At 69.9% G+C, this 22,603-nt stretch carries 20 protein-coding genes; 14 read left to right on the plus strand and 6 right to left on the minus strand.

Annotation, left to right across the window (positions count from 1 at the left end; translation table 11 throughout):
* Window positions 1–103: 103 nt before the first annotated feature.
* A complete protein-coding gene (gene purD, locus ON29_RS03670; RefSeq protein WP_040864712.1) occupies window positions 104–1,375 on the plus strand; it encodes a phosphoribosylamine--glycine ligase in 1,272 nt (423 codons plus the stop codon).
* 203 nt (window positions 1,376–1,578) lie between these two features.
* Here the strand turns inward: purD and ON29_RS03675 are convergent, their stop codons facing one another.
* Entirely contained in the window at window positions 1,579–2,565 is a 987-nt protein-coding gene (locus ON29_RS03675; protein ID WP_040864713.1) for a M23 family metallopeptidase, read from the minus strand.
* Window positions 2,566–2,619: 54 nt separating this feature from the next.
* On the opposite strand from ON29_RS03675, the gene ON29_RS03680 reads away from it, so the two are divergent.
* From ON29_RS03680 to ON29_RS03695, 4 genes are all read left to right on the plus strand, one after another.
* Window positions 2,620–3,789 carry a pyridoxal phosphate-dependent aminotransferase gene (locus tag ON29_RS03680; protein ID WP_085994824.1) on the plus strand — a complete coding sequence of 390 codons (1,170 nt, stop codon included), beginning with the start codon at window positions 2,620–2,622 and terminating at the stop codon, window positions 3,787–3,789.
* A 127-nt stretch (window positions 3,790–3,916) separates the two neighbouring features.
* Complete coding sequence (locus ON29_RS03685; protein WP_245548814.1) at window positions 3,917–4,615, plus strand: TetR/AcrR family transcriptional regulator; 699 nt, start codon at window positions 3,917–3,919, stop codon at window positions 4,613–4,615.
* 6 nt (window positions 4,616–4,621) lie between these two features.
* Window positions 4,622–6,043 (plus strand): adenylosuccinate lyase, encoded by a 1,422-nt coding sequence (gene purB / locus ON29_RS03690; RefSeq protein WP_040864715.1) that lies wholly within the window; start codon window positions 4,622–4,624, stop codon window positions 6,041–6,043.
* 148 nt (window positions 6,044–6,191) lie between these two features.
* Window positions 6,192–6,614: an HIT family protein gene (locus ON29_RS03695; protein WP_040864716.1), complete on the plus strand. Its 423-nt coding sequence runs from the start codon at window positions 6,192–6,194 to the stop codon at window positions 6,612–6,614.
* A 38-nt stretch (window positions 6,615–6,652) separates the two neighbouring features.
* Here ON29_RS03695 and ON29_RS03700 read toward each other — a convergent pair whose 3' ends face one another.
* Complete coding sequence (locus ON29_RS03700; RefSeq protein WP_040864717.1) at window positions 6,653–7,741, minus strand: alkene reductase; 1,089 nt, start codon at window positions 7,739–7,741, stop codon at window positions 6,653–6,655.
* Between the two features lie 46 nt (window positions 7,742–7,787).
* On the opposite strand from ON29_RS03700, the gene ON29_RS03705 reads away from it, so the two are divergent.
* The 3 genes from ON29_RS03705 (at window position 7,788) to ON29_RS03715 (ending at window position 11,185) form a co-directional block, all read left to right on the plus strand.
* On the plus strand, window positions 7,788–8,159 hold the full coding sequence (locus tag ON29_RS03705) for a MerR family transcriptional regulator (RefSeq protein WP_040864718.1): 372 nt from the start codon (window positions 7,788–7,790) through the stop codon (window positions 8,157–8,159).
* A gap of 10 nt (window positions 8,160–8,169) precedes the next feature.
* Window positions 8,170–10,341 (plus strand): S9 family peptidase, encoded by a 2,172-nt coding sequence (locus tag ON29_RS03710; RefSeq protein ID WP_051174841.1) that lies wholly within the window; start codon window positions 8,170–8,172, stop codon window positions 10,339–10,341.
* A 142-nt stretch (window positions 10,342–10,483) separates the two neighbouring features.
* Complete coding sequence (locus ON29_RS03715) at window positions 10,484–11,185, plus strand: DUF2334 domain-containing protein (protein ID WP_040864761.1); 702 nt, start codon at window positions 10,484–10,486, stop codon at window positions 11,183–11,185.
* 120 nt (window positions 11,186–11,305) lie between these two features.
* Here ON29_RS03715 and gad read toward each other — a convergent pair whose 3' ends face one another.
* Window positions 11,306–12,697, minus strand: a complete 1,392-nt coding sequence (gene gad / locus ON29_RS03720; RefSeq protein ID WP_040864719.1) for a glutamate decarboxylase — start codon at window positions 12,695–12,697, stop codon at window positions 11,306–11,308.
* Window positions 12,698–12,901: 204 nt separating this feature from the next.
* Between gad and ON29_RS03725 the strand changes: the two genes are divergently transcribed.
* Window positions 12,902–14,257, plus strand: coding sequence for a dipeptidase (locus ON29_RS03725; RefSeq protein ID WP_040864720.1), 1,356 nt, complete (start codon window positions 12,902–12,904; stop codon window positions 14,255–14,257).
* A 2-nt stretch (window positions 14,258–14,259) separates the two neighbouring features.
* Here ON29_RS03725 and ON29_RS03730 read toward each other — a convergent pair whose 3' ends face one another.
* Window positions 14,260–14,904 (minus strand): MBL fold metallo-hydrolase, encoded by a 645-nt coding sequence (locus ON29_RS03730; RefSeq protein WP_040864721.1) that lies wholly within the window; start codon window positions 14,902–14,904, stop codon window positions 14,260–14,262.
* Between the two features lie 131 nt (window positions 14,905–15,035).
* Here ON29_RS03730 and purS point away from each other — a divergent pair, with 131 nt between their 5' ends.
* From purS to ON29_RS03750, 4 genes are all read left to right on the plus strand, one after another.
* Window positions 15,036–15,272, plus strand: a complete 237-nt coding sequence (gene purS / locus ON29_RS03735) for a phosphoribosylformylglycinamidine synthase subunit PurS (RefSeq protein ID WP_040864762.1) — start codon at window positions 15,036–15,038, stop codon at window positions 15,270–15,272.
* On the plus strand, window positions 15,269–15,946 hold the full coding sequence (gene purQ / locus ON29_RS03740) for a phosphoribosylformylglycinamidine synthase subunit PurQ (RefSeq protein WP_040864722.1): 678 nt from the start codon (window positions 15,269–15,271) through the stop codon (window positions 15,944–15,946). The genes purS and purQ overlap by 4 nt, the downstream gene beginning before the upstream one ends.
* Before the next feature lie 602 nt (window positions 15,947–16,548).
* A complete protein-coding gene (locus tag ON29_RS03745; protein ID WP_040864723.1) occupies window positions 16,549–16,980 on the plus strand; it encodes a MarR family winged helix-turn-helix transcriptional regulator in 432 nt (143 codons plus the stop codon).
* Between the two features lie 237 nt (window positions 16,981–17,217).
* Window positions 17,218–18,516 (plus strand): M18 family aminopeptidase, encoded by a 1,299-nt coding sequence (locus ON29_RS03750; RefSeq protein ID WP_040864724.1) that lies wholly within the window; start codon window positions 17,218–17,220, stop codon window positions 18,514–18,516.
* Here the strand turns inward: ON29_RS03750 and ON29_RS03755 are convergent.
* Window positions 18,465–19,778 carry a glycosyltransferase 87 family protein gene (locus tag ON29_RS03755; RefSeq protein ID WP_083863219.1) on the minus strand — a complete coding sequence of 438 codons (1,314 nt, stop codon included), beginning with the start codon at window positions 19,776–19,778 and terminating at the stop codon, window positions 18,465–18,467. The genes ON29_RS03750 and ON29_RS03755 overlap by 52 nt on opposite strands.
* Window positions 19,779–19,906: 128 nt before the next feature.
* Between ON29_RS03755 and purL the strand changes: the two genes are divergently transcribed.
* Window positions 19,907–22,201, plus strand: coding sequence for a phosphoribosylformylglycinamidine synthase subunit PurL (purL, locus tag ON29_RS03760; RefSeq protein ID WP_040864725.1), 2,295 nt, complete (start codon window positions 19,907–19,909; stop codon window positions 22,199–22,201).
* A 61-nt stretch (window positions 22,202–22,262) separates the two neighbouring features.
* Here purL and ON29_RS03765 read toward each other — a convergent pair whose 3' ends face one another.
* On the minus strand, window positions 22,263–22,553 hold the full coding sequence (locus tag ON29_RS03765) for a YiaA/YiaB family inner membrane protein (protein ID WP_040864726.1): 291 nt from the start codon (window positions 22,551–22,553) through the stop codon (window positions 22,263–22,265).
* Window positions 22,554–22,603 lie beyond the last annotated feature (50 nt).

Here is a 22,603-nt window from a genome sequence, read left to right on the forward strand (position 1 = left end):
GGCAGGAGCGGTCAGGCCCCACATCCGTTGTCCCTATTCATCATCCCCTTCGCGCGCACCGGCAGCGGCGAAGACGGCGAACGGCTCGTTTAGGCTGTCTGCCGTGCGTGTACTCGTCATCGGTTCCGGAGCCCGTGAACATGCCCTCGTCCTGGCCCTGCGCCGGGACCCCGCGGTGACCGCGCTCTTCGCCGCCCCCGGCAACGCGGGCATCGCCCAGCACGCGCAGGTCCGCCCGGTCGACCCCTGCGCCGCGGAGGACGTCGTCGCGCTGGCCACCGAAGTGGACGCCGACCTGGTGGTGATCGGTCCCGAGGTCCCGCTGGTGCTCGGCGTCGCCGACGCGCTGCGAGTCGCCGGTATCCCGTGCTTCGGCCCGTCGGCCGCGGCCGCGCGGATCGAGGGTTCCAAGGCATTCGCCAAGGATGTGATGTCCGCGGCGCGCGTGCGCACCGCGCACAGCGAGGTGGTGGACAACCCGGCCGAGCTGGACGACGCGCTCGACCGTTTCGGTCCCACCTGGGTGGTGAAGGATGACGGACTCGCCGCGGGCAAGGGCGTGGTGGTGACCGCCGACCGCTCCGCCGCGCGCGAGCACGGCGCCGAACTGCTCGAGCAGGGCCACCCGGTGCTGCTGGAATCGTTCCTGGACGGGCCGGAAGTCTCGCTGTTCTGCCTGGTCGACGGCGAGACGGTGGTCCCGCTGCTGCCCGCGCAGGACCACAAGCGCGTCGGTGACGGTGACACCGGGCCCAACACCGGCGGCATGGGCGCTTACACGCCGCTGCCCTGGCTGCCCGAATCGGCCGTCACCGCCATCGTCGAGGACGTGGTGAAACCCGTTGCGGCCGAATTGGTGCGGCGTGGCAGCGGGTTCTCCGGCCTGCTCTACGCGGGGCTGGCGATCGGCGCGGCCGGTCCCGCCGTGGTCGAATTCAACTGCCGCTTCGGCGATCCCGAGACGCAGGCGGTGCTCGCGCTGCTGGACAGCCCGCTCGGCGAGCTGCTGTACGCCACCGCCACCGGCACGCTGGCGCAGGTCGCCCCGCCGCGCTGGCGCGACGGCTCGGCGATCACCGTGGTGCTCGCCGCGGAGAACTACCCGGGCCACCCGCGCCTCGGCGACGCGATCTCGGGGGCGGGCGAGGGCGCGCTCGACGAGAACGCGACGGTGCTGCACGCGGGCACTACACAGCGCGAGGACGGCGCTCTGATCTCCGCGGGCGGACGGGTGCTGTCCGTGGTGGGTGTCGGCGCCGACCTCGCCGAGGCCCGCACCCGCGCCTACGACCGCATCGCCGCGATCAAACTGCCGGGCAGTCACTACCGCACGGACATCGGTTTGGCCGCCGTCGAAGGTCGCATCGAGGTCTGAACCCGCGGCTCGGCGGACTACGCACTGACGGTCGGATCGCTGATCCTGCGCTTGGTCGGCAGCCACTCCGACAGCGGAGGCGCGATCAGCTGCGGCCATATGACCGAACCGGTGGCCGACCGTCGTCGGCCACGACTCGCCGCGGGCCGATCCTCGGGTGCGCGGAGTCGTTTCCGATGCCCCTGACCGGACACGTGCGTTCCTCAGCCGAACGTGAGCCCGCGCACCGCCAGCCACTGCTGCGGGTCCACGTGCTGCCCGCCGACGATCACCTCGAAGTGCAGGTGCGGGCCGGTGGAGTCGCCGCGGTTGCCCATGCGGGCGATCTGCATCCCCGCGGGCACCCGCTCGCCGACCGAGACGAAGAAGTCGTACATGTGCCCGTAGACGGTGATGCTGCCGTCGTCGTGGCGGATGCGCACCCACAGCCCGAAGCCCTGCGCCGGTCCCGCGTCGATGACCGTGCCGTCGGCGACCGCGTAGATCGGCGTGCCGATCGGGCCCGCGATGTCGATACCGGCGTGGAAGGTGCCCCAGCGCGACCCGAAGCCCGAGGTGAAGACGCCGTGCGCGGGCAGCGTGAAGCCCCGGCCGCTCGGCGGCATCGCCCCTGGCTGCACCGGTGCGGTCGCGGTCATCCACGGCTGACGCTCACCGGCGACCGCGGCGGCCGCCTCGGCCTTCGCGCGTTCCAGCGTCGCGCGCGCGGCGGCCGCGACCACCGCCTGTTCGCGCAGCCGCTCACCATTGGCGATCGCGTTCAGCAGCCGCGTCACCGACGGTGGGGTGCTCTGCATCTGCGGCGGATACGCCACGGCCACGCGCTGGCCGCGATCCGGCGCGGGAGTGCGATCGGTGACCGTCCCGGCGAACGACGTGTCGCCCGCGGCGAAAACCGCGGTCGCGACGAGCCCGGCCAGCAGCACCTGGTGCTTGCGCGCCAGTGCGAGCAACTCCTCGCCGGTGGGTTTGCGCCGCCACAGGTCGCGCGGGTCCGGTTTGCGCTCCCACCAGGCTCGCAGGTGGCGACGGCGGCCCCACAGGGCGCGGGGATCGAGCTTGCCGCCACCCCCGATGAGCCGCCTGCCGGATCGTCGCGGCGAGCGAGCGCGCCAGTCGCGCGGAATGACGCCGACACCGGCCACTCCGCGCACTCGGTCGAGCCCGCCTCGTCGAGACTTATCGAGCATCAGGGGAGACCATAACCGCGGCCGCGCGGTAATTGGTGCTCTACCGTCTGTCGAGTGTCCAGAGAATCTCGCCGGTCGACCATTCCACCTTTCTACGTGATGGATGTCTGGAAAGCCGCCGCGGAACGCGCCCGGACGCACGGTGATGTGCTCGTGCTCGCCGCCGGGCAGCCGTCGACGCCCGCGCCCGCGCCGGTCCTGCGCGCGACCGAACTGGCCATTCGGTCCGAATTGCTCGGTTACACCGAGACTTTCGGCGTCCTGGCGATCCGGGAAGCGATCGCCGAACACCATCGAGACACCTATGGTTACCGGGTCGATCCGGACGACGTGGTGGTGACGACCGGCTCGTCCGGCGCGTTCTCGCTGATCTTCCTGGCCGCGTTCGACCCGGGCGACACCGTGGTGGTCGCGCGTCCCGGTTATCCGGCCTATCGCAACACCCTCGCCGCGCTCGGCTGCCGGGTGCTCGAACTCGACTGCGGCGCGCAGACCAGATTCCAGCCCACCGTCGCCATGCTCGAGGCGCTCCCGGAGCCGCCCGCCGGTCTCGTGGTGGCCAGCCCCGCCAACCCCACCGGCACCATGATCGCCCCCGCCGAACTCGCCGCGCTGGCCCGCTGGTGCGAGGAGCACGGCACCCTGCTGATCTCCGACGAGATCTACCACGGCATCACCTACGACAGCGTGGGCGCCGACAACGCGACCTCGTCGGCCTGGGAGACCTCGCGGGAAGCGGTGGTGATCGGATCGGTGTCCAAATACTTCTCCATGACCGGCTGGCGGCTGGGCTGGATGCTGGCTCCGAGCGGGCTGCGCCCCGCCTTGCAGCGGCTGGCCTCGAACCTGACCGTGTGCCCGCCCGCCATCTCCCAGTACGCGGCGCTGCACGCCTTCGGCGCCGAGGCCAAGGAGGAACTCGACGGGCACGTCCGGCGGTACGCGGTGAACCGGCGGTTGCTGCTGGACGGGCTGCCGAAACTGGGCATCACCGACCTCGCCCCCGCCGACGGCGCCTTCTACGCCTACGCCGACATCGGTCACCTCACCGACGACTCCCGCGCCTGGTGCGCCGACGTGCTGAACCACACGGGCGTCGCGCTCGCGCCGGGGGTGGATTTCGACACCGTGAACGGACACCGCACGGTACGTTTCTCGTTCGCCGGAGCCACCGCCGACATCGAGGCGGCGCTGCTGCGTCTAGGGCACTATCTAGGTGGGTGATGCCCTGCCCGGCAAGAACTTTCCGCAGTTCGGCACCCTGGCCGCGCGGATGCGGTAAAACAACCTTGGTTGCTTTTCCTCGCTGATTTCCCCTGGAAGAACTGATGACGACTGGCACGATGGCACGGTGATCACCGCGACGACCCCGAAAGGCGAACGGCGTCGCCAGGCTTTGATAGCCGCCGCCGCCGAACTCCTGCTCGAAGGCGGGTTCGAGGCGGTGCGGCACCGTTCGGTTGCGACGCGCGCTGATCTGCCCCTGGCGTCGACCACCTACTACTTCGAATCCCTGGACGACCTCATCGCCAGGGCGGTCGAGTTCAGCGGCAATGCCGAGCTGGACGCGATGCGCAGGCGGGTCGGCGAGGTCAGCCACCGCCGCCGCGGCGCCGAGGCCACCGTCGACCTGGTGCTCGACCTGCTGGTGGGCAGCGACGGCCCCGACGAGGGCGCGCGCGGGCAGCTGATCGCCCGCTACGAGCGTTCGGTCGCCTCGGCGCGGCACCCGGAGCTGCGCGAAGTCCAGCTCCGGTTGCGCGCTCAGCTGGACGAGCTGCTGGCCGACGTGCTGCGCCGCTCCGACCGGATGGTGCGGCCGGAACAACTGCGCAGGCTGGTCGCGGTGGTGGACGGCGCGGTCGTCGCCGCGCTCACCGAGATCGACCCCGAACCGCGGCGGATGGCCCGCGGCGCCCTGCTGGAAGTCATCGACATCGTCGCGCCTCCCGCGCGGGCGGCCACCCCCGAACCGGCGGCCTACGCGAGCGCGGACGGCCCCGTGCGCGCCACGCCCCAGCAAGTGGATCGTTACCGCGCACTAGACTGACCGGACGTGAGCATCGTCCCCAATGTCCTCGCCACCCGTTACGCCAGCCCAGAGCTGGTGCACCTGTGGTCGCCGGAGCACAAGATCGTCCTCGAGCGGCGGCTGTGGCTGGAGGTGCTGCGGGCACAGGCGGAGCTGGGCGTCGACGTGCACGACGGGGTCATCGCGGACTACGAGCGGGTGCTCGACGAGGTCGACCTCGCCTCCATCGCCGAACGGGAGCGGGTCACCCGGCACGACGTGAAGGCGCGCATCGAGGAATTCAACGCGCTGGCCGGGCACGAGCACGTGCACAAGGGCATGACCAGCCGCGACCTCACCGAGAACGTGGAGCAGTTGCAGATCCGGCTCTCGCTCGAGCACGTGCACGCCCACGGCGTCGCGATCGCCGCGCGACTGGCCGAGCGCGCCGCCGAATACCAGGCGCTGGTGATGGCGGGCCGTTCGCACAACGTCGCCGCGCAGGCCACCACGCTGGGCAAGCGGTTCGCCTCCGCCGCCGACGAATTGCTGATCGCGCTGACCAGGCTGCGCGAGCTGATCGATCGTTACCCGCTGCGCGGGATCAAGGGCCCGATGGGCACCGCGCAGGACATGCTCGACCTGCTCGGCGGCGACCCGGCCAAGCTGGCCCGGCTGGAGCAGCAGGTGGCCCGGCACCTGGGTTTCGCGACCGTGTTCACCAGCGTCGGCCAGGTCTACCCGCGGTCGCTGGATCACGACGTGCTCTCCGCGCTGGTGCAGGTGGGCGCGGGCCCGTCCTCGTTCGCGCACACCATCCGGCTGATGGCCGGGCACGAGCTGGTCACCGAGGGTTTCCAGCCCGGCCAGGTGGGCAGCTCGGCGATGCCGCACAAGATGAACACCCGCTCCTGCGAACGCGTCAACGGCTTGCAGGTGGTGCTGCGCGGTTACGCCTCGATGGCGGCCGAGCTGGCTGGCGCGCAGTGGAACGAGGGCGACGTGTTCTGCTCGGTGGTCCGCCGCGTCGCACTGCCGGACGCGTTCTTCGCCATCGACGGCATGATGGAAACCTTCCTCACCGTGCTGGCCGAGTTCGGCGCCTACCCCGCGGTGGTCGCCCGCGAACTGGACCGTTACCTCCCCTTCCTGGCCACCACCCGCATGCTCATGGCCGCCGTCCGGGCCGGTGTCGGTCGCGAAACCGCGCATGAGGTCATCAAGGAGCACGCCGTAGCGGTCGCCCTGGCCATGCGCGAGCAGGGCCGCGAACCCGACCTGCTGGACCGCCTCGCCGCCGACCCGCGTTTCCCCCTCGATCGCCCCGCCCTCGACGCGGCGCTGGCCGACAAGTCCGCCTTCGTCGGCGCGGCCGAAGCGCAGGTCGCCGACGTCGTCGGGCAAGTGCAGAAACTGGTCGACCGCTACCCGGACGCGGCGCGGTATTCGCCGTCGCCGATCCTGTAGCGGGAACGCCTTTCGCGACGAAGCGTCGAGGTCGACAACTACTCCGGATAGCGCGAAACCCGACTGCCCACCGTCCCCGCACCTGTTGTGTTCGAGCTATGCGATTGCGTAGTACGAACACAACCGATGACCGCATAGGCTGCGGGTCGTGAATCCCTACACGATTTTCGCCGATATCGTTGCCGGGCGGGCGCCGTCGAGCAAGGTCTACGAGGACGACGATGTGGTGGCGTTCATGGACATTCGACCGATGACGCCGGGGCATCTGCTGGTGGTGCCGAAGGTGGCTGCGCGCAGTCTGGCGGAGCTCGATCCGGTGGTCGGGGGAAAGTTGTTCCAGGTGGGGCAGCGGCTCGCGGCGGCGATGCGGGCAAGTGAGGTGGGGTGCGACGGGGTCAATTTCTTTCTGGCGGACGGGGTGACGGCGGGGCAGGAGGTCTTCCATGTGCATCTGCACGTCATCCCGCGCACCCCGGGGGACGGGTTCGGGTTGCGTGGCCGCCCGACCAGTCCGCGGCGGGAGGATCTGGATTATCTCGCCGCCTCGATCCGGGGTGCGCTGGGGAACTGAGTCCGCCGACTCGGCCTCCGCCCTTCCGGCGGGACGGGTCAGTCGCGCACCAATTCGGCTGCCGTCCAGTTCGGATAGTCGCTGTAGCCCTCGGCGGTGCGGCCGTAGAGGAATTCCTCGCGAATGGGAGCCAGGGGCAGGTCGTAGCGGATGCGGTGCACGAGATCGGGATTGGAGATGAACGATCGGCCGAACGAGACCAAGTCGGCGAGGCCTGCGCGCAGCACCTGTTCGGCGCCCGCCGCCGTGGTCGGCTCGCGGTTCTCGCCGATGTTCGCGATGAGCGTGCCGTGCCAGCGCGGCCGCAGGTCACGCAGCGCGGGGTAGCGGTCGTCGTCGGTGAGGTGCAGGTAGGCCAAGCCGCGCCGGTCGAGTTCGGCGACGAGTGCGCGGTAGAGCGGACCCGGGTCGGCCTCGGACATGTTGAACTGCGGATTACCCGGCGAGAGCCGGATGGCGGTGCGTTCCGCGCCGATCGCCCCGGTCACCGCGTCCACCACCGCGAGGGGCAGCCGCATGCGGTTGACGATGGAACCGCCGTATTCGTCGTCGCGCAGGTTGGTGTTGTCGGCCAGGAACTGGTGCAACAAATAGCTGTTCGCGCCGTGGATCTCGACGCCGTCGAAGCCCGCGTCCATCGCGTTGCGCGCGGCGGCGGCGTAGTGCTCCACGGCGGCCGCGATACCGGCGCGATCGAGGGCGGCCGGCGTGATCGGATCGGCCTTGCCGCCGTCGATCAGGTGCACCCGGTCGTCGTCCAGCACCGCCGACGGTCCGGCGGGCCAGGACCCATCGATCCGGGCGAGCGGGTGGCCCTTGCGTCCCCCGTGCATCAGTTGCGCGAAGATCCGGCCGCCGCGCGTGTGCACCGCCTCGGTGACCCGGCGCCACGCCGCGACGTGCGCGGGGGTCTGCAAGCCGGGCACCCAGGCTTCGCTCTGGCCGGTCGAATGCGGCCAGATGCCCTCGGTGACGATGAGCCCGGCCGTCGCGCGCTGGGCGTAGTAGTCGGCGACGTCGCTGGTCGGCGAGCCGTCGGGCAGCGAGCGCAGCCGGGTCATCGGCGACATGACGATCCGGTTGGGCAGGTCGAGCGGATGGTTGCGGTATTCGGTCAACAGCAGCATGGCTGTACCGTAAAACCTGACATTGATGTTAGGTCAAGGAGCGAAAGTGCGGATCGGTGAACTGGCCGAGCGGACCGGCGTGAGCGTCCGGTCGCTGCGGTACTACGAGACCAGAGGTCTGCTGGCCTCGCACAGGACCTCCGGTGGGCAGCGGGAGTATCCGGAGTCGGCGGTCGACCGGGTGCGGCGCATCCAGGAGATGTTCGCCGCGGGCCTGCACAGCGACACCATCGGCGAACTGCTGCCGTGTATCCACGACGTCGACGGCACACCCAATGCCACGGCGACGCCGTTCCTGGTGGAGAAGCTCACCGAGGAACGCGCCAGAATCGATCAGGCGATGCGCGATCTGCGCCGGACGAGTGACGTGCTCGACGGCATCATCCGTGCGGCGGGTGGCGAGGCATCCGGACAGTAGGGTGGACGCCATGGCTCTCGACAGCGGAACGATCTCCGAACCCGGTAGCGGCGCGGTGGCGCCGCCGGTCGCCGAGACGGTGCCCACCCGGCGGGTGCACCACGGCGACGTGTTCGTCGACGAGTACGAGTGGCTGCGGGACAAGGAGAATCCCGACGTCATCGCCTATCTGGAGGCGGAGAACGCCTACACCGAGGCGCAGACCGAGCACCTGAGCACGTTGCGCGAGACGATCTTCGACGAGATCAAGGCGCGCACCCAGGAGACCGACCTCTCGGTGCCGACCCGGCTGGGCGACTACTGGTACTACTCGCGCAGCTTCGAGGGCAAGCAGTACGGCGTGCACTGCCGGTGCCCGATCGCCGCGGGCGCTCGAGGCATCGACGAGTGGACCCCGCCCCAGCTGAGCGCGGAGACCGAGGTCCCGGGCGAAGAGGTGCTGCTCGACAGCAACGAGCTGGCCGAAGGGTACGACTTCTTCGCCCTCGGCGCGTTCTCGATCAGCCATGACGGCACGCTGCTCGCCTACTCGGTGGACAACGTCGGTGACGAGCGGTACGTGCTGCGCTTCAAGGATCTGCGCACCGGCGAGCTGCTCGGCGACGAGATCGCGGGCACCGCGCCGGGCGCGACCTGGTCGCTGGACGGCAGCCACGTCTTCTATCAGACCGTCGACGAGTCCTGGCGGCCCGACACGGTGTGGCGGCACCGGCTCGGCAGCACCGATCCGGACGTCAAGGTGTTCCACGAGCCCGACGAGCGCTACTGGGTGAGCATCGGCGCCAGCCGCTCGGAGAAGTACCTGATGATCTGGGTCGGTTCCAAGATCACCAGCGAGGGCTGGGTGCTGGAGTCCGACGATCCCGAGGGTGAGTTCCGCGTGCTGCTGCCGCGCCGCGAGGGTGTGGAGTACTCCGCCGAGCACGCGGTGATCGGCGGCGAAGACCGCTTCCTGATCCTGCACAACGATGTGGTGGACGGCGTCAAGGCGGAGAATTTCGTGCTGGCCGAGGCGCCGGTCGACGACCCGTCGAACCTGACGCCACTGATCGGGCATCGCGAGGACGTGCGGCTCGAGGACATCGACGCGTTCCGCGACCACCTGGTGCTCAGCTACCGGCGCGAGGCGCTCACCCGGATCGCGGTGTGGCCGCTGACCGCCGAGGGCTACGGCGAGCGGCGCGAACTCGACTTCGATCTGGAACTCTTCGCGGTCGGCGTCGGCGCCAACCCGGAGTGGGCCCAGCCGACCCTGCGTATCGGACTGACCTCGTTCATCACGCCGATGCAGGTGTTCGACTACGTCCCGGCCACCGGCGAGCTGCTGTTGCGCAAGGAACAGCCCGTGCTCGGCGGCTACGACGCGAACGACTACGAACAGCACCGGCGGTGGGCGGTCGCCGAGGACGGCACCCGGATTCCGATCTCGCTGGTGCGGAAGAAGACCTCCGCGGCCGACGAGCCCGAACCGTTGCTGCTCTACGGCTACGGCTCCTACGAGGCGAGCATCGACCCGTCGTTCTCGGTCGCCCGCCTGTCGCTGCTGGATCGCGGCATGGTCTTCGCGGTCGCGCACGTGCGCGGCGGCGGCGAGATGGGCAGGCTCTGGTACGAGCACGGCAAGACGCTCACCAAGAAGAACACCTTCACCGACTTCGTGGCCTGCGCCCGGCATCTCGTCGACGCGGGCGTCACCGCGCCGGACCGGATGGTCGCCGACGGCGGCAGCGCGGGCGGCCTGCTGGTCGGCGCGGTGGCGAATCTGGCCCCCGAGCTTTTCGCGGGCATCCTGGCGAACGTGCCGTTCGTCGATCCGCTCACCTCCATCCTCGACCCGTCGCTGCCGCTCACCGTGATCGAGTGGGACGAGTGGGGCAACCCGCTGGCCGACAAGGACGTCTACGAGTACATGAAGTCCTACTCGCCGTATGAGAACGTCGAGGCCAAGGACTATCCGGCGATCCTGGCGATCACCAGCCTGAACGACACCCGGGTGCTCTACGTGGAGCCCGCGAAGTGGATCGCCAAGCTGCGCGCCACCGCCACCGGCGACGCGCCGCTACTGCTGAAGACGGAGATGAGCGCGGGCCACGGCGGCGTCAGCGGGCGCTACGAGAAGTGGCGGGAAGTGGCCTTCGAACACGCCTGGCTGCTCGACACGGTCGGTCTCGCCGACGCGTAGCGCACCGCCCGATCGCCGGGCGCGCCGGTGAAAGCGGCGCGCCGACCGCGGGGTGAGCGGCCGACGCAGGCGTGACGGAGTGTTCGCCACCTGGTCATATAGCCTGCACGTCGCGGACACGTGCGGCTGGCACCGTGGGTTCATGAACGCTGAGCTGGTCGTATCGGTTTCCGGGATCAGGGACACCACCCGGGACACGGCGATGGGGTTCGCCGAGGAGATGGATCGGCGCGGCGTGCCGCTCTCGCTGCTGGTGGCTCCGCGGCTGAAGGGCAAATACCGGTTGCTCGACGACCCGGCGACGCAGGCCTGGCTGCGCGTCCGCCGGGCCCGCGGCGACGCCATCGTGCTGCACGGCTACGACCAGGCGGCCACCAAGCGGCGGCGCGCCGAGTTCGCCGCGCTGCCCCGGCACGAGGCGCGATTGCGGTTGACCGCCGCGGATCGCGTGCTGGAGCAGGCCGACTTGCGTACCCGGCTGTTCGCGGCCCCGCGCTGGGATGCCTCGACGGGCGCGCTGGACGCGCTGCCCGAGGCCGGTTTCCGGCTGGCGCTCGGGTTGACCTCGATCATCGACCTGGAGCGCAATATGGCGCAGAAGTCCAGGGTGTACGGCATCGGCGATGGCTTCCGCGCCGAACCCTGGTGGTGCCGGGCCCTGGTCATGGGCGCCGCGCGCACCGCCCGTCGCGGCGGCGTGCTGCGACTGGCCGTATCCGCCGCGCAGCTGACGCGTTCCGGCCCCCGCCAAGCCGTGCTCGACGCCGTCGACCTGGCGCTGTTCCACGGTGCGGCGGCAACGACCTACCGGTGGGAGCCTTTCCCGGCGGTCCGAGCCGCATGACTGACGCCGCGGGCGGCGGCGGGTCGGCCCCGTCGCCCGCGGCCGGTCGGGACCGCTGTCGCGCGACCGATCGGCGCCGCCGCCCGCGAATGGCGTAGCCGGGCGGCGGCGCTGTCACGATCAGGACGGAGCGATCGTCGTCTCCGCGACGGCAGCGGTCGCGTCGTGTGTGAAGCCGCCGGCGTCCTCACGTGTCAGCGAGGTCGAGAACGGCCGCCGCCGCAGCTGTCGCATGCAGCGCCCGAGATCGGCGATCAGCATGTCGGCCATGTCGACGGTGAAGCCGTGGCGCAGCACAGCGCGCATCACCGTCTCGTCGTTCCGGTCCGCGGGTAGCGGATAGGCCGCGATCAGCCAGCCTCTGGAGCGCAGCCGGTCGGACAAGTCGTAGAGGTTGAAGCCGGGATCGCCGGTCAGGCGCCAGCACACCGCGGTGATGCCGCGCTGCGGGTCGCCGTCGTGGATCAGCTCGAAGACCCCGAGGCCGCGCACTCCCGCGGCCAAGTGCTGCGCCACCCGGTAGATCGCGGACTGCACCCTGGCGTAGCCGGACCGTCCCAAGCGGATGAACTGGTAGTACTGCGTGATCGCCTGCCCGCCGGGCCGGGAGAAGTTCAGGTTGAAGGTGGCCATGCTGCCGCCGAGATAGTCGACATCGAAGATCAACTCCTCCGGCAGGTCACCGGCTTCGCGCCAGAGCGCCCAGCCCGCGCCGAGCGGGGCCAGCCCGGTCTTGTGGCCGGAGGCGTTGATCGACTTCACCCTGGGCAGCCGGAAATCCCAGACCAGATCCGGTGCGGCGAAGGGGGCGAGGAAACCGCCACTGGCCGCGTCGACGTGGATGGGGATGTCCCAGCCCTTCTCGCGCTCGAGCGCGTCGAGCGCCGCGCTCGTCCCGGCGACGTCTTCGAACAGGCCGGTGTAGGTCTGCCCGAAGGTCGGGACGACCATCATGGTGTTCGCGTCGCAGTACTCGGCGAGGTCGTCGGGATGCATGGTGAGCCGATCGCCGCGCAGCGGGATCTGCCGGATCTCGACGTCGAAGTACCGCGCGAACTTCTCCCAGCACACCTGCACGGGGCCACAGACGAAGTTGGGTGTGCCGGTGCCACCACCCTTGCGCCAGCGGAACTTCGCCGCGAGCCCGCCGAGCATGGCCGCCTCGCTGGAGCCGATGGTCGAGGTGCCGTGCGTGCCGGCCGGGTCGGGCGCGTGCCACAGATCGGCGACCATTCGCACAGCCCGGCGCTCCAACTCGGCCGTCTGCGGGTATTCGTCCTTGTCGACGATGTTCTTGTCCAGGCATTCGGACATCAGCCTGCGCGCCTGGTCCTCCACCCAGGTGGTGCAGAAGGTGGCCAAGTTCATCCTCGAGACGCCGTCGAGCATCAGTTCGTCGTGCACGATCTCGTAGGCGACCTGCGGGAACATCTCGTGCGGGGGAAATCCGGTTCGCGGCGCGGACCGGCTGAGCCCCGGCAGGGCGAACAGATCATCGGCTGCTTCGGACATGCGGGCCTCCCGGTCGACAGGGTGCGGGTGTGCCTCATCTCTCGCGGAGGATGCCCTGCGATAGCTGACATCTTCCCTCGCTCACCTTGACACACCGCGCCCGTCCCGCGGACGTACTTCGCCTTCTCTCCGGAGACATCTCGCGCGCGGACACCCGCCCCGCTGTGCGAACTTCACCCGCAAGGCCGGGGATAGGGTTGGGGAATGACAGACGATGTGCGTGTCGCGGCGCTGCGCAGCGCGGTGGCGGAGTTGATGAAGCAGGCGAAAACCGATCTGGCTCAGCTCGTTTCGTTCAAGTCGGTAGCCGATCCCCGGCAGTTCCCTGCCGAGGAGTGCGACGCGGCGGCGCAGTGGGTGGCCGACGCGTTCGCCGCGGCGGGGCTCACCACGGTCGGCCTGCACGAAACGCCGGACGGCACCAAGGCGGTGGTCGCCTCACGGCCCGCTCCTGAGGGTGCGCCGACGGTGTTGCTCTACTGTCACTACGACGTCCAGCCCCCGATGGACGAGGCCGCGTGGCGCACCCCGCCGTGGGAGCTGACCGAGCGCGCCGGGCGCTGGTACGGGCGCGGCAGCGCCGACTGCAAGGGCAACATCGTCATGCACCTGACGGCTCTGCGCGCGCTCGGGGCGGATCTGCCGGTGGGGGTCATCGTGGTGGCGGAAGGCTCCGAGGAACAGGGCACCGGGGGGCTGGAACGGTTCGTCGAGGCCGAGCCGGAACTACTGCGCGCGGACGCGATCGTCGTCGGCGACTGCGGTAACTTCGCCGCGGGCGTGCCGACCCTGACGCAGACGCTGCGCGGCGGAGTGAACGTGGTGGTCACGGTCGAAACCCTCGCCGGGCCCTTGCATTCCGGCATGTTCGGCGGCCCGGCTCCCGACGCGCTCGCCGCGCTGATCCACCTCCTTGCCTCGCTGCGCGACGAGCGGGGCAACACCACCATCGACGGGTTGCCGAACGATCAGGTCTGGCCGGGCGTCCAGTATCCGAGCGAGCAGTTCCACGCCGACGCGCGCGTCTTGCGCGATGTGGAACTCGTCGGCGACGGCACCGTCGCCGACCTGCTCTGGGCGCGGCCGGCGCTGACGGTGCTCGGCATCGACGCGCCTCCGGTGGTCGGCTCCGCCGCCGCCATCCCCGCGATCGCGCGAGCCCGGCTGAACCTGCGCATTCCGCCGGGCACCGACCCGGATCAGGCGCACCGGGCGCTCGTCGCGCACCTCGAGGCGCACACGCCGTGGCGCGCCAGGCTGACCGTCGAGCTGGAAGGCGCCGGAGCGCCGTTCCGGTCTTCGACCGGCGGGCCGGCGCGCGCCGCGATGGAAGCGGCGCTCGCCGCGTCCTATGGTCGCCCGGCGACCACCCAGGGGCAGGGCGGCTCGATCCCGCTGTGCAACGTCTTCGCCACCACCTACCCGGACGCGGAGATCATGCTGCTGGGGGTCGAGGAACCGAAAGCCCTGATCCACGCGCCCAACGAGAGCGTGGATCCGAAGGAGATCGAGCACATGGCCCTGGCCGAGGCGATCTTCCTGGCCACCTACGCCGGATAGCGCTACAGGTCGGTGTCCTTCTCTGGGCCGAGCACCCGGAATTCGGTTCCGGCGGGAGCCATTTCGGACAGCCTGCCGAAGTAGATGCCCTGCGCCTCCTCGCGGATGATGCCGTAGTGGATGGGCAGCGCGACGCGCGGAGCGACCGCGCGCAGGTAGTCGACCGCTTCGCTGACCCGCATCCACGGCGCCGCGGCAGGCGCGGCCAGCACGCCGACCGGGACCGGCGGCACCCACAGCGAGTCGCCGGGGTGCACGAGCTGCGCCGGGTCGTCGGCGGTGCCCAGTTGGAAGACGGTGTTGTCGATGACGGGGATCTCCGGATGGATCACGGCGTGCCTGCCCCCGCCACCGGTGATCCGGAGATCGCCGAGGGTGAGCACGTTGCCCGCGTGTACCGCCTCCCACCGCTCGCCGCGCTGCTGAGCGGTCTGCGGATCCGACAGCAACCGCGCGCCGGGGTTCGCCTCGACCAGTGCCTCGATCCGGTTCGGGTCGATGTGGTCGGGATGCTGGTGGGTGACCGCGATCGCGTCCAGGCCGGTGAGGCCCTCGAAGCCGTGTGAGAACGTGCCCGGGTCGAACAGGATCTTCTTGCCGTGCAGCTCGACGAGGAGACAGGAGTGACCGAAGTGGGCTATGCGCATGCCGCCATGCTAGCCACGCCGGGTGTGTTCTCCACGACATCGCGGGTGTCTCGGCGCACCCCGCGGATGCCGTGCTCGACCAGCACAACTACGCTGCTGAGGTAACCCCCCAACCACATGAGGAGCAACGCGTGGCACGAGTCGTGGTCGAGGTGATGCCGAAGGCCGAGATCCTGGATCCGCAGGGGCAGGCCATCGTCGGCGCACTCCCGCGCCTGGGATTCGAGGGCATCTCGGACGTGCGCCAGGGCAAGCGATTCGAACTCGACGTCGATGACAGCATCGACGACGCGGCGCTCGAGCAGATCGCCGAATCGCTGTTGTGCAACACCGTGATCGAGGAGTGGAAGGTGGTTCGCCTCTCATGAGCGCGCGCATCGGGGTGATCACCTTTCCCGGCACGCTCGACGACGTGGACGCGGCACGGGCGGTGCGCCTGGCCGGCGCCGAGGCGGTCAGCCTGTGGCATGCCGACGCCGACCTCAAGAGCGTCGACGCGGTGATCGTGCCCGGCGGCTTCTCCTACGGCGACTACCTGCGCGCGGGCGCCATCGCCCGGTTCGCGCCCGTCATGGGTGAGGTCGTGCGTGCCGCGGGCGCCGGACTGCCGGTGCTGGGTATCTGCAACGGCTTCCAGGTGCTGTGCGAGGCCGGGTTGCTGCCCGGCGCGCTGACCCGCAACGAAGGGCTGCACTTCATCTGCCGCGACGAGTGGCTGACCGTGGAGTCGGTGTCGACGGCGTGGACCTCCCGCTTCGAGCCGGGCGCTCAGATCCTCGTCCCGCTCAAGTCCGGTGAAGGGCGCTACCAGGCCTCGGAAGCGGTGCTGGACCAGCTCGAGGGCGAGGGCCGGGTGGTCTTCCGCTACGCGAGCGGCAACCCGAACGGCTCACAGCGCGGCATCGCGGGCATCGCCTCGGCGAACGGTCGCGTCGTCGGTTTGATGCCGCACCCCGAACACGCCACCGAGCCGCTGACCGGTCCCAGTGACGACGGTCTCGGCCTGTTCCTCTCGGTACTGGACTCGCTGGTAGGGGTGTAGTCCTCCAGCGTTCGCATTCGTCTTCCGCTGGTCCGGTCGACGATCTCGAAGCCGACCCGATCCGCGCGGGCGATATGTCCGCGCTGGATTGTCGGGTCGCCTCGGAAACCCCTTACGCCGCAAAAGGTTTCGAGTAGCGGGCCCTGGTAGAAGGAGTCGCGTATCTCGGGCCCTTCCAGCGATCCGGCCGCCCGCCCCGTCGCGCCCGTTGTGTGGACGGCTGTGACTTGCCGAAGCTGGTGAACGCGGGGGTGAACGCGCCGTACCGGGCGCGATAGCGGGTCATCCGGTCCCACCCGTCGGGTGTGCGGTCGTCCAGGAAGAAGCTGGACGCCACGAAGAAGCCGTGGTCGGCGTCCGGTGACGGCGTCCATCATGCTGGTGGACAGCAGCGCGGAGACCTCCGTCCGCCCTCGTCGATATTCGTAGTATGAATTCCGCGCCCCAGAATTCCCGCACTCCGGTTGATTTCATCGGCCGCGCCCGGTCCCCGTCGCGGAACTATGTCGAGGACCTCGATCGTCCCCGCAGGGCTCTCGAACGACGTCGACATTCGGTACTCTTCTTCTCGTTCGAGCGAAATTCACGGCAGGCGGGAAATAATGACGTCCATTGTGAGCGGAAATTCGACGCTACATGGCGCGCTGCGTGCCGCGGAGCGCGGTTGGGTACGGCATCTGGACGTGGCGTTGTGCGCCAGGCAGCTCTCGCCGGATCAGTGGTCGATGCTGTCGAATCTGTGCGGCGACGCGGGGATCACCATGACCGAACTGGCGGCCAGATCGCAGCTGGCGCCGTCCTCGGCCACCAGGCACGCCGACTATCTGGCCGAGCGCGGCCTGATCTTCCGGCTCGCCGCGCAGGACGATCGCCGCCGCATCCTCATCGGCCTCAGCAGGCTCGGCGCCGACCTGGTCGCCGAGGTGCGCGCGGAGGAGGCGCGTGCCGAACAAGAGTTGCGCGGGCGCATCGGCGCGCGCCGATATACCGAACTCATGCGATTGCTCGACCTGGTTTCCATCGCCTCGGAGTAATACTCCGAAGTACCGGCATTCATCCGATGAATGCCGCGAACGTCCGATTCGTGATCGGACGCCGGACCATTCTCGCCCTTGTGTTCCGGGGCGAATCGACTCGTGCCGAGTAGTGATTCAACGGCTCGATTTCTCGCGATTACCGCATCGGCCACGGCGTTTTCGACCGGGTATTCGCCACACCCGCCGGTCGACCGGGACACACCGGTCACGGCCCGCTTGCCTAGGATCGCAGGCATGCCCGTCTCCACCACCGCAGCCACGGCCGCTGGGCTGTGCGCGTTCATCGATGCGTCTCCGTCGCCGTTCCACGTCTGCCGCACGGTCGCCGCGGAATTGGACGCGCGCGGATTCACCCGGCTCGCCGAGCCGCAGACCTGGCCTTCGGACGGCACGGGCAGGCACTACGTGGTGCGCGGCGGGTCGCTGGTGGCCTGGGCCGCAGGGGACACGGCGGGCGCGACCCCGTTCCGTGTGGTCGGGGCGCACACCGACAGTCCGAACCTGCGCGTCAAGCAGCATCCCGACCTGACCTCGGCGGGCTGGCAGCTCGTGGGGCTGGAACCGTACGGCGGCGCGTGGCTGAACTCGTGGCTGGATCGCGAGCTCGGCGTCTCCGGGCGGTTGAGCGTGCGCGACGGAAACACGGTGGGCGAGCGCCTGGTTCGCATCGATGAGCCGATCCTGCGGGTGCCGCAGCTGGCCATCCACCTGTCCGAGGACCGCAGGGGCGTCACGCTGGACCCGCAGCGGCACGTCAACGCGGTATGGGGCGCGGGGTACGAGGCGGCGTCGTTCATCGATTTCGTCGCCGATCGGGTGGCGGTCGATCCCGAGGACGTGCTCGGCTGGGAGTTGATGACCCACGACCTGACGCCGAGCAGGCTGATCGGGCGGGATCAGGACTTGGTCAGCGCGCCCCGCCTGGACAACCAGGGCACCTGCTTCGCGGGCCTGCAAGCGTTCCTCGCCGCGATCGACGCGCCGGGGGCGGCCATCCCGGTTCTGGCCATGTTCGACCACGAGGAGGTCGGCAGCCAGTCCGACCGCGGCGCGCAGTCGGATCTGCTGCCCACGGTGCTGGAACGCATCGTGCTCGCGCGCGGCGGCGGCCGCGCCGATTACCTTGCCGCGCTGGCCGGTTCGGTGTGCGCGTCCGGCGACATGGCGCACGCGACCCACCCGAACTATCCGGAGCGCCACGAGCCCGCGCACCGCATCGAGGTCAACGGCGGCCCGGTGCTGAAGGTCAACCAGAACCTGCGCTACGCCACCGACGCCACCGGCGCGGGAGCGTTCGCGCTGGCCTGCGCGCAGGCCGCGGTCCCGTTGCAGCGCTATGTGCATCGCGCCGACCTGCCCTGCGGCTCCACCATCGGACCGATGACCGCGGCGCGCACCGGCATGCCGACCGTCGACGTGGGCGCGCCGCAGCTGGCGATGCACTCCGCGCGCGAGTTGATGGGCGTGTTCGACGTCCCGGCCTACGCCGCGGCGCTGGCCGCCTTCCTCACGCCGGAGGCCATCGGGCGGTAGGTGAACACCGCGACGAGGAACGCCGCGAACGTGGCCAGCACGTAACTGCTTCCGATGATCTGCTGCCACCAGGCCCACTCCAGCTCGCGGTCGCGCGAGTGCGGCAGCAGCCAGTGCGGGCCGATCAGGAACAGCACGGCGCCCGCGGCGACCACGCCGATCACCCGCGGGCTGCGCGTGCCGCGCACCATGAGGTCGGCGGTGAGCACCAGCGCGGGCGCGATCCACACCCAGTGATGCGACCAGGACACCGGCGAGACCAGCAGCACCGCCGCGGCGTTCACCAGCAGCGCCGCCGCGGTCGCGCCCGCCTCGATCAGCCTGCGCATCCACACCGCGGCCAGCGCCACCGCCAGCACCGACAGCGTGATCCACAGCAGAGTGGCCGCCGTGTCATCGATGCCCAACCGGAAGGCCATGCCCTTGATGGACTGGTTACCCGCGAAGTAGGGCGGTCCGATCCGGCCGGTGTCGGCGAGGGTGTGGAACCAGTAGTCCACGGAATCATCGGGAAACAGCAGGAATCCGAGACCGACCGCCGCGATCGCGGACACCACCAGCGTGCCGGCGGCCTTCCAGTCCTTGCGCAGCACGAAGTACAGCAGGTATCCGGCCGGTATCAGTTTCACCGACACCGCGATGCCGATCAGCATGCCGCGCGGCCAGAACGGCTTGCGCGCCAGGCAGTCCAGGGTGATCGCGGCCATCAGCACCAGGTTGATCTGGCCGAAGCCGAAGGTCTGGCGGACCGGTTCGAAGAACTGCGCCACCGCGACCGCGCCGACGACCAGGGTGAGCACGGCCGGACGGGACAGGCCGGGACGCAACCGAGCCAGCACCAGCCACAGCGAGATGGCCAGGGCGGCTACGGAGGTGACGACCACCACCACCTCGGCGATCACCAGCGGCAGCAGCGCCAGCGGAGCGAAGAACAACGCGGCCAAGGGCGGATAGGTGAACGGCAGCCCGATCCCCTCGACCGGTGGCATCGGGCCGTACAGATCGCCGCCGTCCAACCAGACCCGGGCGCCGTTGCGATAGACCTGCAGGTCGATGTAACCGTGCCACCAGTGCGCCAGCAGCGAGACGAGCACCGACACCGCGAACAACGCGGCAGCAGCAATCAGCCAGCGCACTTGCGGTGTCCCGGGGTTCGGCGACGCGTCACCGGGCGCGGCTCCCGAATCCCCGCTCCGGGCCGACGCGGCGTCCGAGGCGATCGATCGCTCACCCGGATTCGCGACCCCCGATCCTTCGTTCACCGGCTCAGACTAGCCGGTGCGTATGGCCGGTACCCACTGCCTCTAGACTTACACCCAGGCATCTCGCCGCCCCCCAGTGACAACGCTCGTCGCTTCACAATGCCCGGCCGAAAGGACCCTGGTACTCCGTGACTCCGCAGGTCGACACCGTCAGCGCAGCCGCAGCAAACCCCGACGTGCCGCAACCCTACAAAGAACTCGGGCTCAAAGACGACGAGTACGCCCGGATCAAGGAGATCCTCGGCCGCAGGCCGACGGACGCCGAACTGGCGATGTACTCGGTGATGTGGAGCGAACACTGCTCCTACAAGTCCTCGAAGGTGCATCTGCGCTACTTCGGCCAGACCACCACCGACGAGATGCGCGAGTCCATGCTCGCGGGCATCGGTGAGAACGCGGGCGTCGTCGACGTCGGCGACGGCTGGGCGGTCACCTTCAAGGTGGAAAGTCACAACCACCCGTCCTACGTCGAGCCGTACCAGGGTGCGGCCACCGGCGTCGGCGGCATCGTGCGCGACATCATGGCGATGGGCGCGCGCCCGATCGCGGTGATGGACCAACTGCGCTTCGGCGCCGCGGACGCGGCCGACACCCGCCGCGTGGTGGACGGCGTGGTGCGCGGTGTCGGCGGGTACGGCAACTCGCTCGGCCTGCCGAACGTCGGCGGCGAGACCGTGTTCGATGCCTCCTACCAGGGCAACCCGCTGGTGAACGCGCTGTGCGCCGGCGTGATGCGGGTCGAGGACCTGCACCTGGCCTTCGCTTCCGGCGCGGGCAACAAGATCGTGCTGTTCGGCGCGCGCACCGGCCTGGACGGCATCGGCGGCGTCTCGGTGCTGGCCTCGGACACCTTCTCCGGTGACGAGTCCGGCTCCGGCCGCAAGAAGCTGCCCTCGGTGCAGGTCGGCGACCCGTTCACCGAGAAGGTGCTCATCGAGTGCTGTCTCGAGCTGTACGCGGCGAAGCTGGTGGTCGGCATCCAGGACCTCGGCGGCGCCGGATTGTCCTGCGCCACTTCCGAGCTCGCGGCGGCCGGTGACGGCGGCATGCACATCGAGCTGGACAAGGTGCCGCTGCGCGCGACCGGCATGACGCCCGCCGAGGTGCTCTCCAGCGAGTCGCAGGAGCGCATGTGCGCGGTCGTCACCCCGGAGAACGTGGACGCGTTCATGGCCGTGTGCCGCAAGTGGGACGTGCTGGCCACGGTGATCGGCGAGGTCACCGAGGGTGACCGGCTGGTGGTCACCTGGCACGGCGACACCGTGGTGGACGTGCCGCCGCGCACCGTCGCGCACGAGGGCCCGGTCTACGAGCGCCCGCTCGCGCGGCCCGACGAGCAGGACGCGCTGATCGCCGACACCCCGGACCGGCTCGCCCGGCCGGAGACCGCCGACGAATTGCGCGCCACGCTGCTGCGGATGATCTCCAGCCCGCAGCTGTGCAGCCGCAAGTGGATCACCGAGCAATACGACCGCTACGTGCGCGGCAACACCGTGCTCGCCGACCAGGCCGACGCGGGCGTCATCCGGATCGACGAGCAGACCGGCCGCGGTATCGCGCTGGCCACCGACGCCTCCGGCCGCTACACCAAGCTGGACCCCTACGCCGGTGCGCAGCTGGCGCTGGCCGAGGCCTACCGCAACGTGGCCACCACCGGCGCGACGCCGAAGGCCGTCACCAACTGCCTGAACTTCGGTTCGCCGGAGGACCCCGGCGTGATGTGGCAGTTCCAGCAGGCCGTGCGCGGCTTGGCGGACGGCTGCGTGGCGCTCGGCATCCCGGTCACCGGCGGCAACGTCAGCTTCTACAACCAGACCGGCCAGACCGCGATCCTGCCGACCCCGGTGGTCGGCGTGCTCGGCGTGATCGACGACGTGCACCGCCGCATCCCGACCGGCCTCGGGCTGGAGCCGGGCGAGACGCTGATCCTGCTCGGCGAGACCCGCGACGAGTTCGGCGGGTCGATCTGGTCCCAGGTGGAGCACGATCATCTGGGCGGCGTGCCACCGAAGGTCGACTTCGCTCGCGAGCAGCTGCTCGCGGAGGTGCTGACCGCCGGTTCGCGCGACGGCATGATCAGCGCCGCGCACGACCTCTCCGAGGGCGGTCTCGCCCAGGCCGTCGTCGAAGCCGTGCTCGCCGGTGAAACCGGTTGCCGCATCCTGCTTCCCGAGGGCGAGGATCCGTTCGTCACGCTGTTCTCCGAGTCGGCGGGGCGCGTGCTGGTCGCCGTGCCGCGCTCGGAGGAGACCAGGTTCACCCGGATGTGCACCGCGCGCGAACTGCCGTGGGTGCGTATCGGTGTGGTCGATCAGGGCTCGGATTCGCTCGAGGTGCAGGGCCGATTCTCGATCCCCATGGACGAGTTGCGGACCGCGCACGAGGGCACGCTGCCGAAGCTGTTCGGCGCCGGCACCGTCTGACGAAACGCCCACCTGGGCGGGCCTGAACCCCTCGTTACCGGGCCCGCCCAGGTGCGCGTACTCAGGCGACGGAATTGAACGGATCGTGCTCGGAGAGCAGCTTCTCCATCCGCGCCTGATCGATGCGACCGTTTATGGTCGCCGCCTCGTGCTGGTCGCGGACCACCTTCGCCAGCGTGAAAGTGCTCGTGACCAGGAAGAGCATCGACATCCCCAGGAATCCGCGCTGCCAGACATCCAGTGGCAGCGCGTAGATGCCGATGCCGATGCCGACGAAGCTGATGCCGAAGGCGAGCGAGGCCTGCGCGACGTATGCGGCGCTGGCTTTCGTCCGCGTGGTCGTAGTGCTCATGGATAAGAGTTTCCGGACGGCGCGGCACGAGCACCCCTGTACAACTACTC

Origin of the sequence: Nocardia exalbida NBRC 100660, assembly GCF_000308575.1 — a bacterium.
Lineage (GTDB): Bacteria > Actinomycetota > Actinomycetes > Mycobacteriales > Mycobacteriaceae > Nocardia > Nocardia exalbida.

Excerpts from the sequence above, each read along its gene's own strand:
- ON29_RS03745 (WP_040864723.1), top strand. The coding sequence starts at position 16,549 with ATGACGTCCATTGTGAGCGGAAATTCGACGCTACATGGCGCGCTGCGT.
- ON29_RS03725 (WP_040864720.1), top strand. The coding sequence starts at position 12,902 with ATGACAGACGATGTGCGTGTCGCGGCGCTGCGCAGCGCGGTGGCGGAG.
- ON29_RS03715 (WP_040864761.1), top strand. The coding sequence starts at position 10,484 with ATGAACGCTGAGCTGGTCGTATCGGTTTCCGGGATCAGGGACACCACC.
- purQ (WP_040864722.1), top strand. The coding sequence starts at position 15,269 with ATGAGCGCGCGCATCGGGGTGATCACCTTTCCCGGCACGCTCGACGAC.
- ON29_RS03730 (WP_040864721.1), bottom strand. The coding sequence starts at position 14,904 with ATGCGCATAGCCCACTTCGGTCACTCCTGTCTCCTCGTCGAGCTGCAC.
- ON29_RS03700 (WP_040864717.1), bottom strand. The coding sequence starts at position 7,741 with ATGCTGCTGTTGACCGAATACCGCAACCATCCGCTCGACCTGCCCAAC.
- ON29_RS03710 (WP_051174841.1), top strand. The coding sequence starts at position 8,170 with ATGGCTCTCGACAGCGGAACGATCTCCGAACCCGGTAGCGGCGCGGTG.
- gad (WP_040864719.1), bottom strand. The coding sequence starts at position 12,697 with ATGTCCGAAGCAGCCGATGATCTGTTCGCCCTGCCGGGGCTCAGCCGG.
- ON29_RS03765 (WP_040864726.1), bottom strand. The coding sequence starts at position 22,553 with ATGAGCACTACGACCACGCGGACGAAAGCCAGCGCCGCATACGTCGCG.
- ON29_RS03750 (WP_040864724.1), top strand. The coding sequence starts at position 17,218 with ATGCCCGTCTCCACCACCGCAGCCACGGCCGCTGGGCTGTGCGCGTTC.
- ON29_RS03675 (WP_040864713.1), bottom strand. The coding sequence starts at position 2,565 with ATGCTCGATAAGTCTCGACGAGGCGGGCTCGACCGAGTGCGCGGAGTG.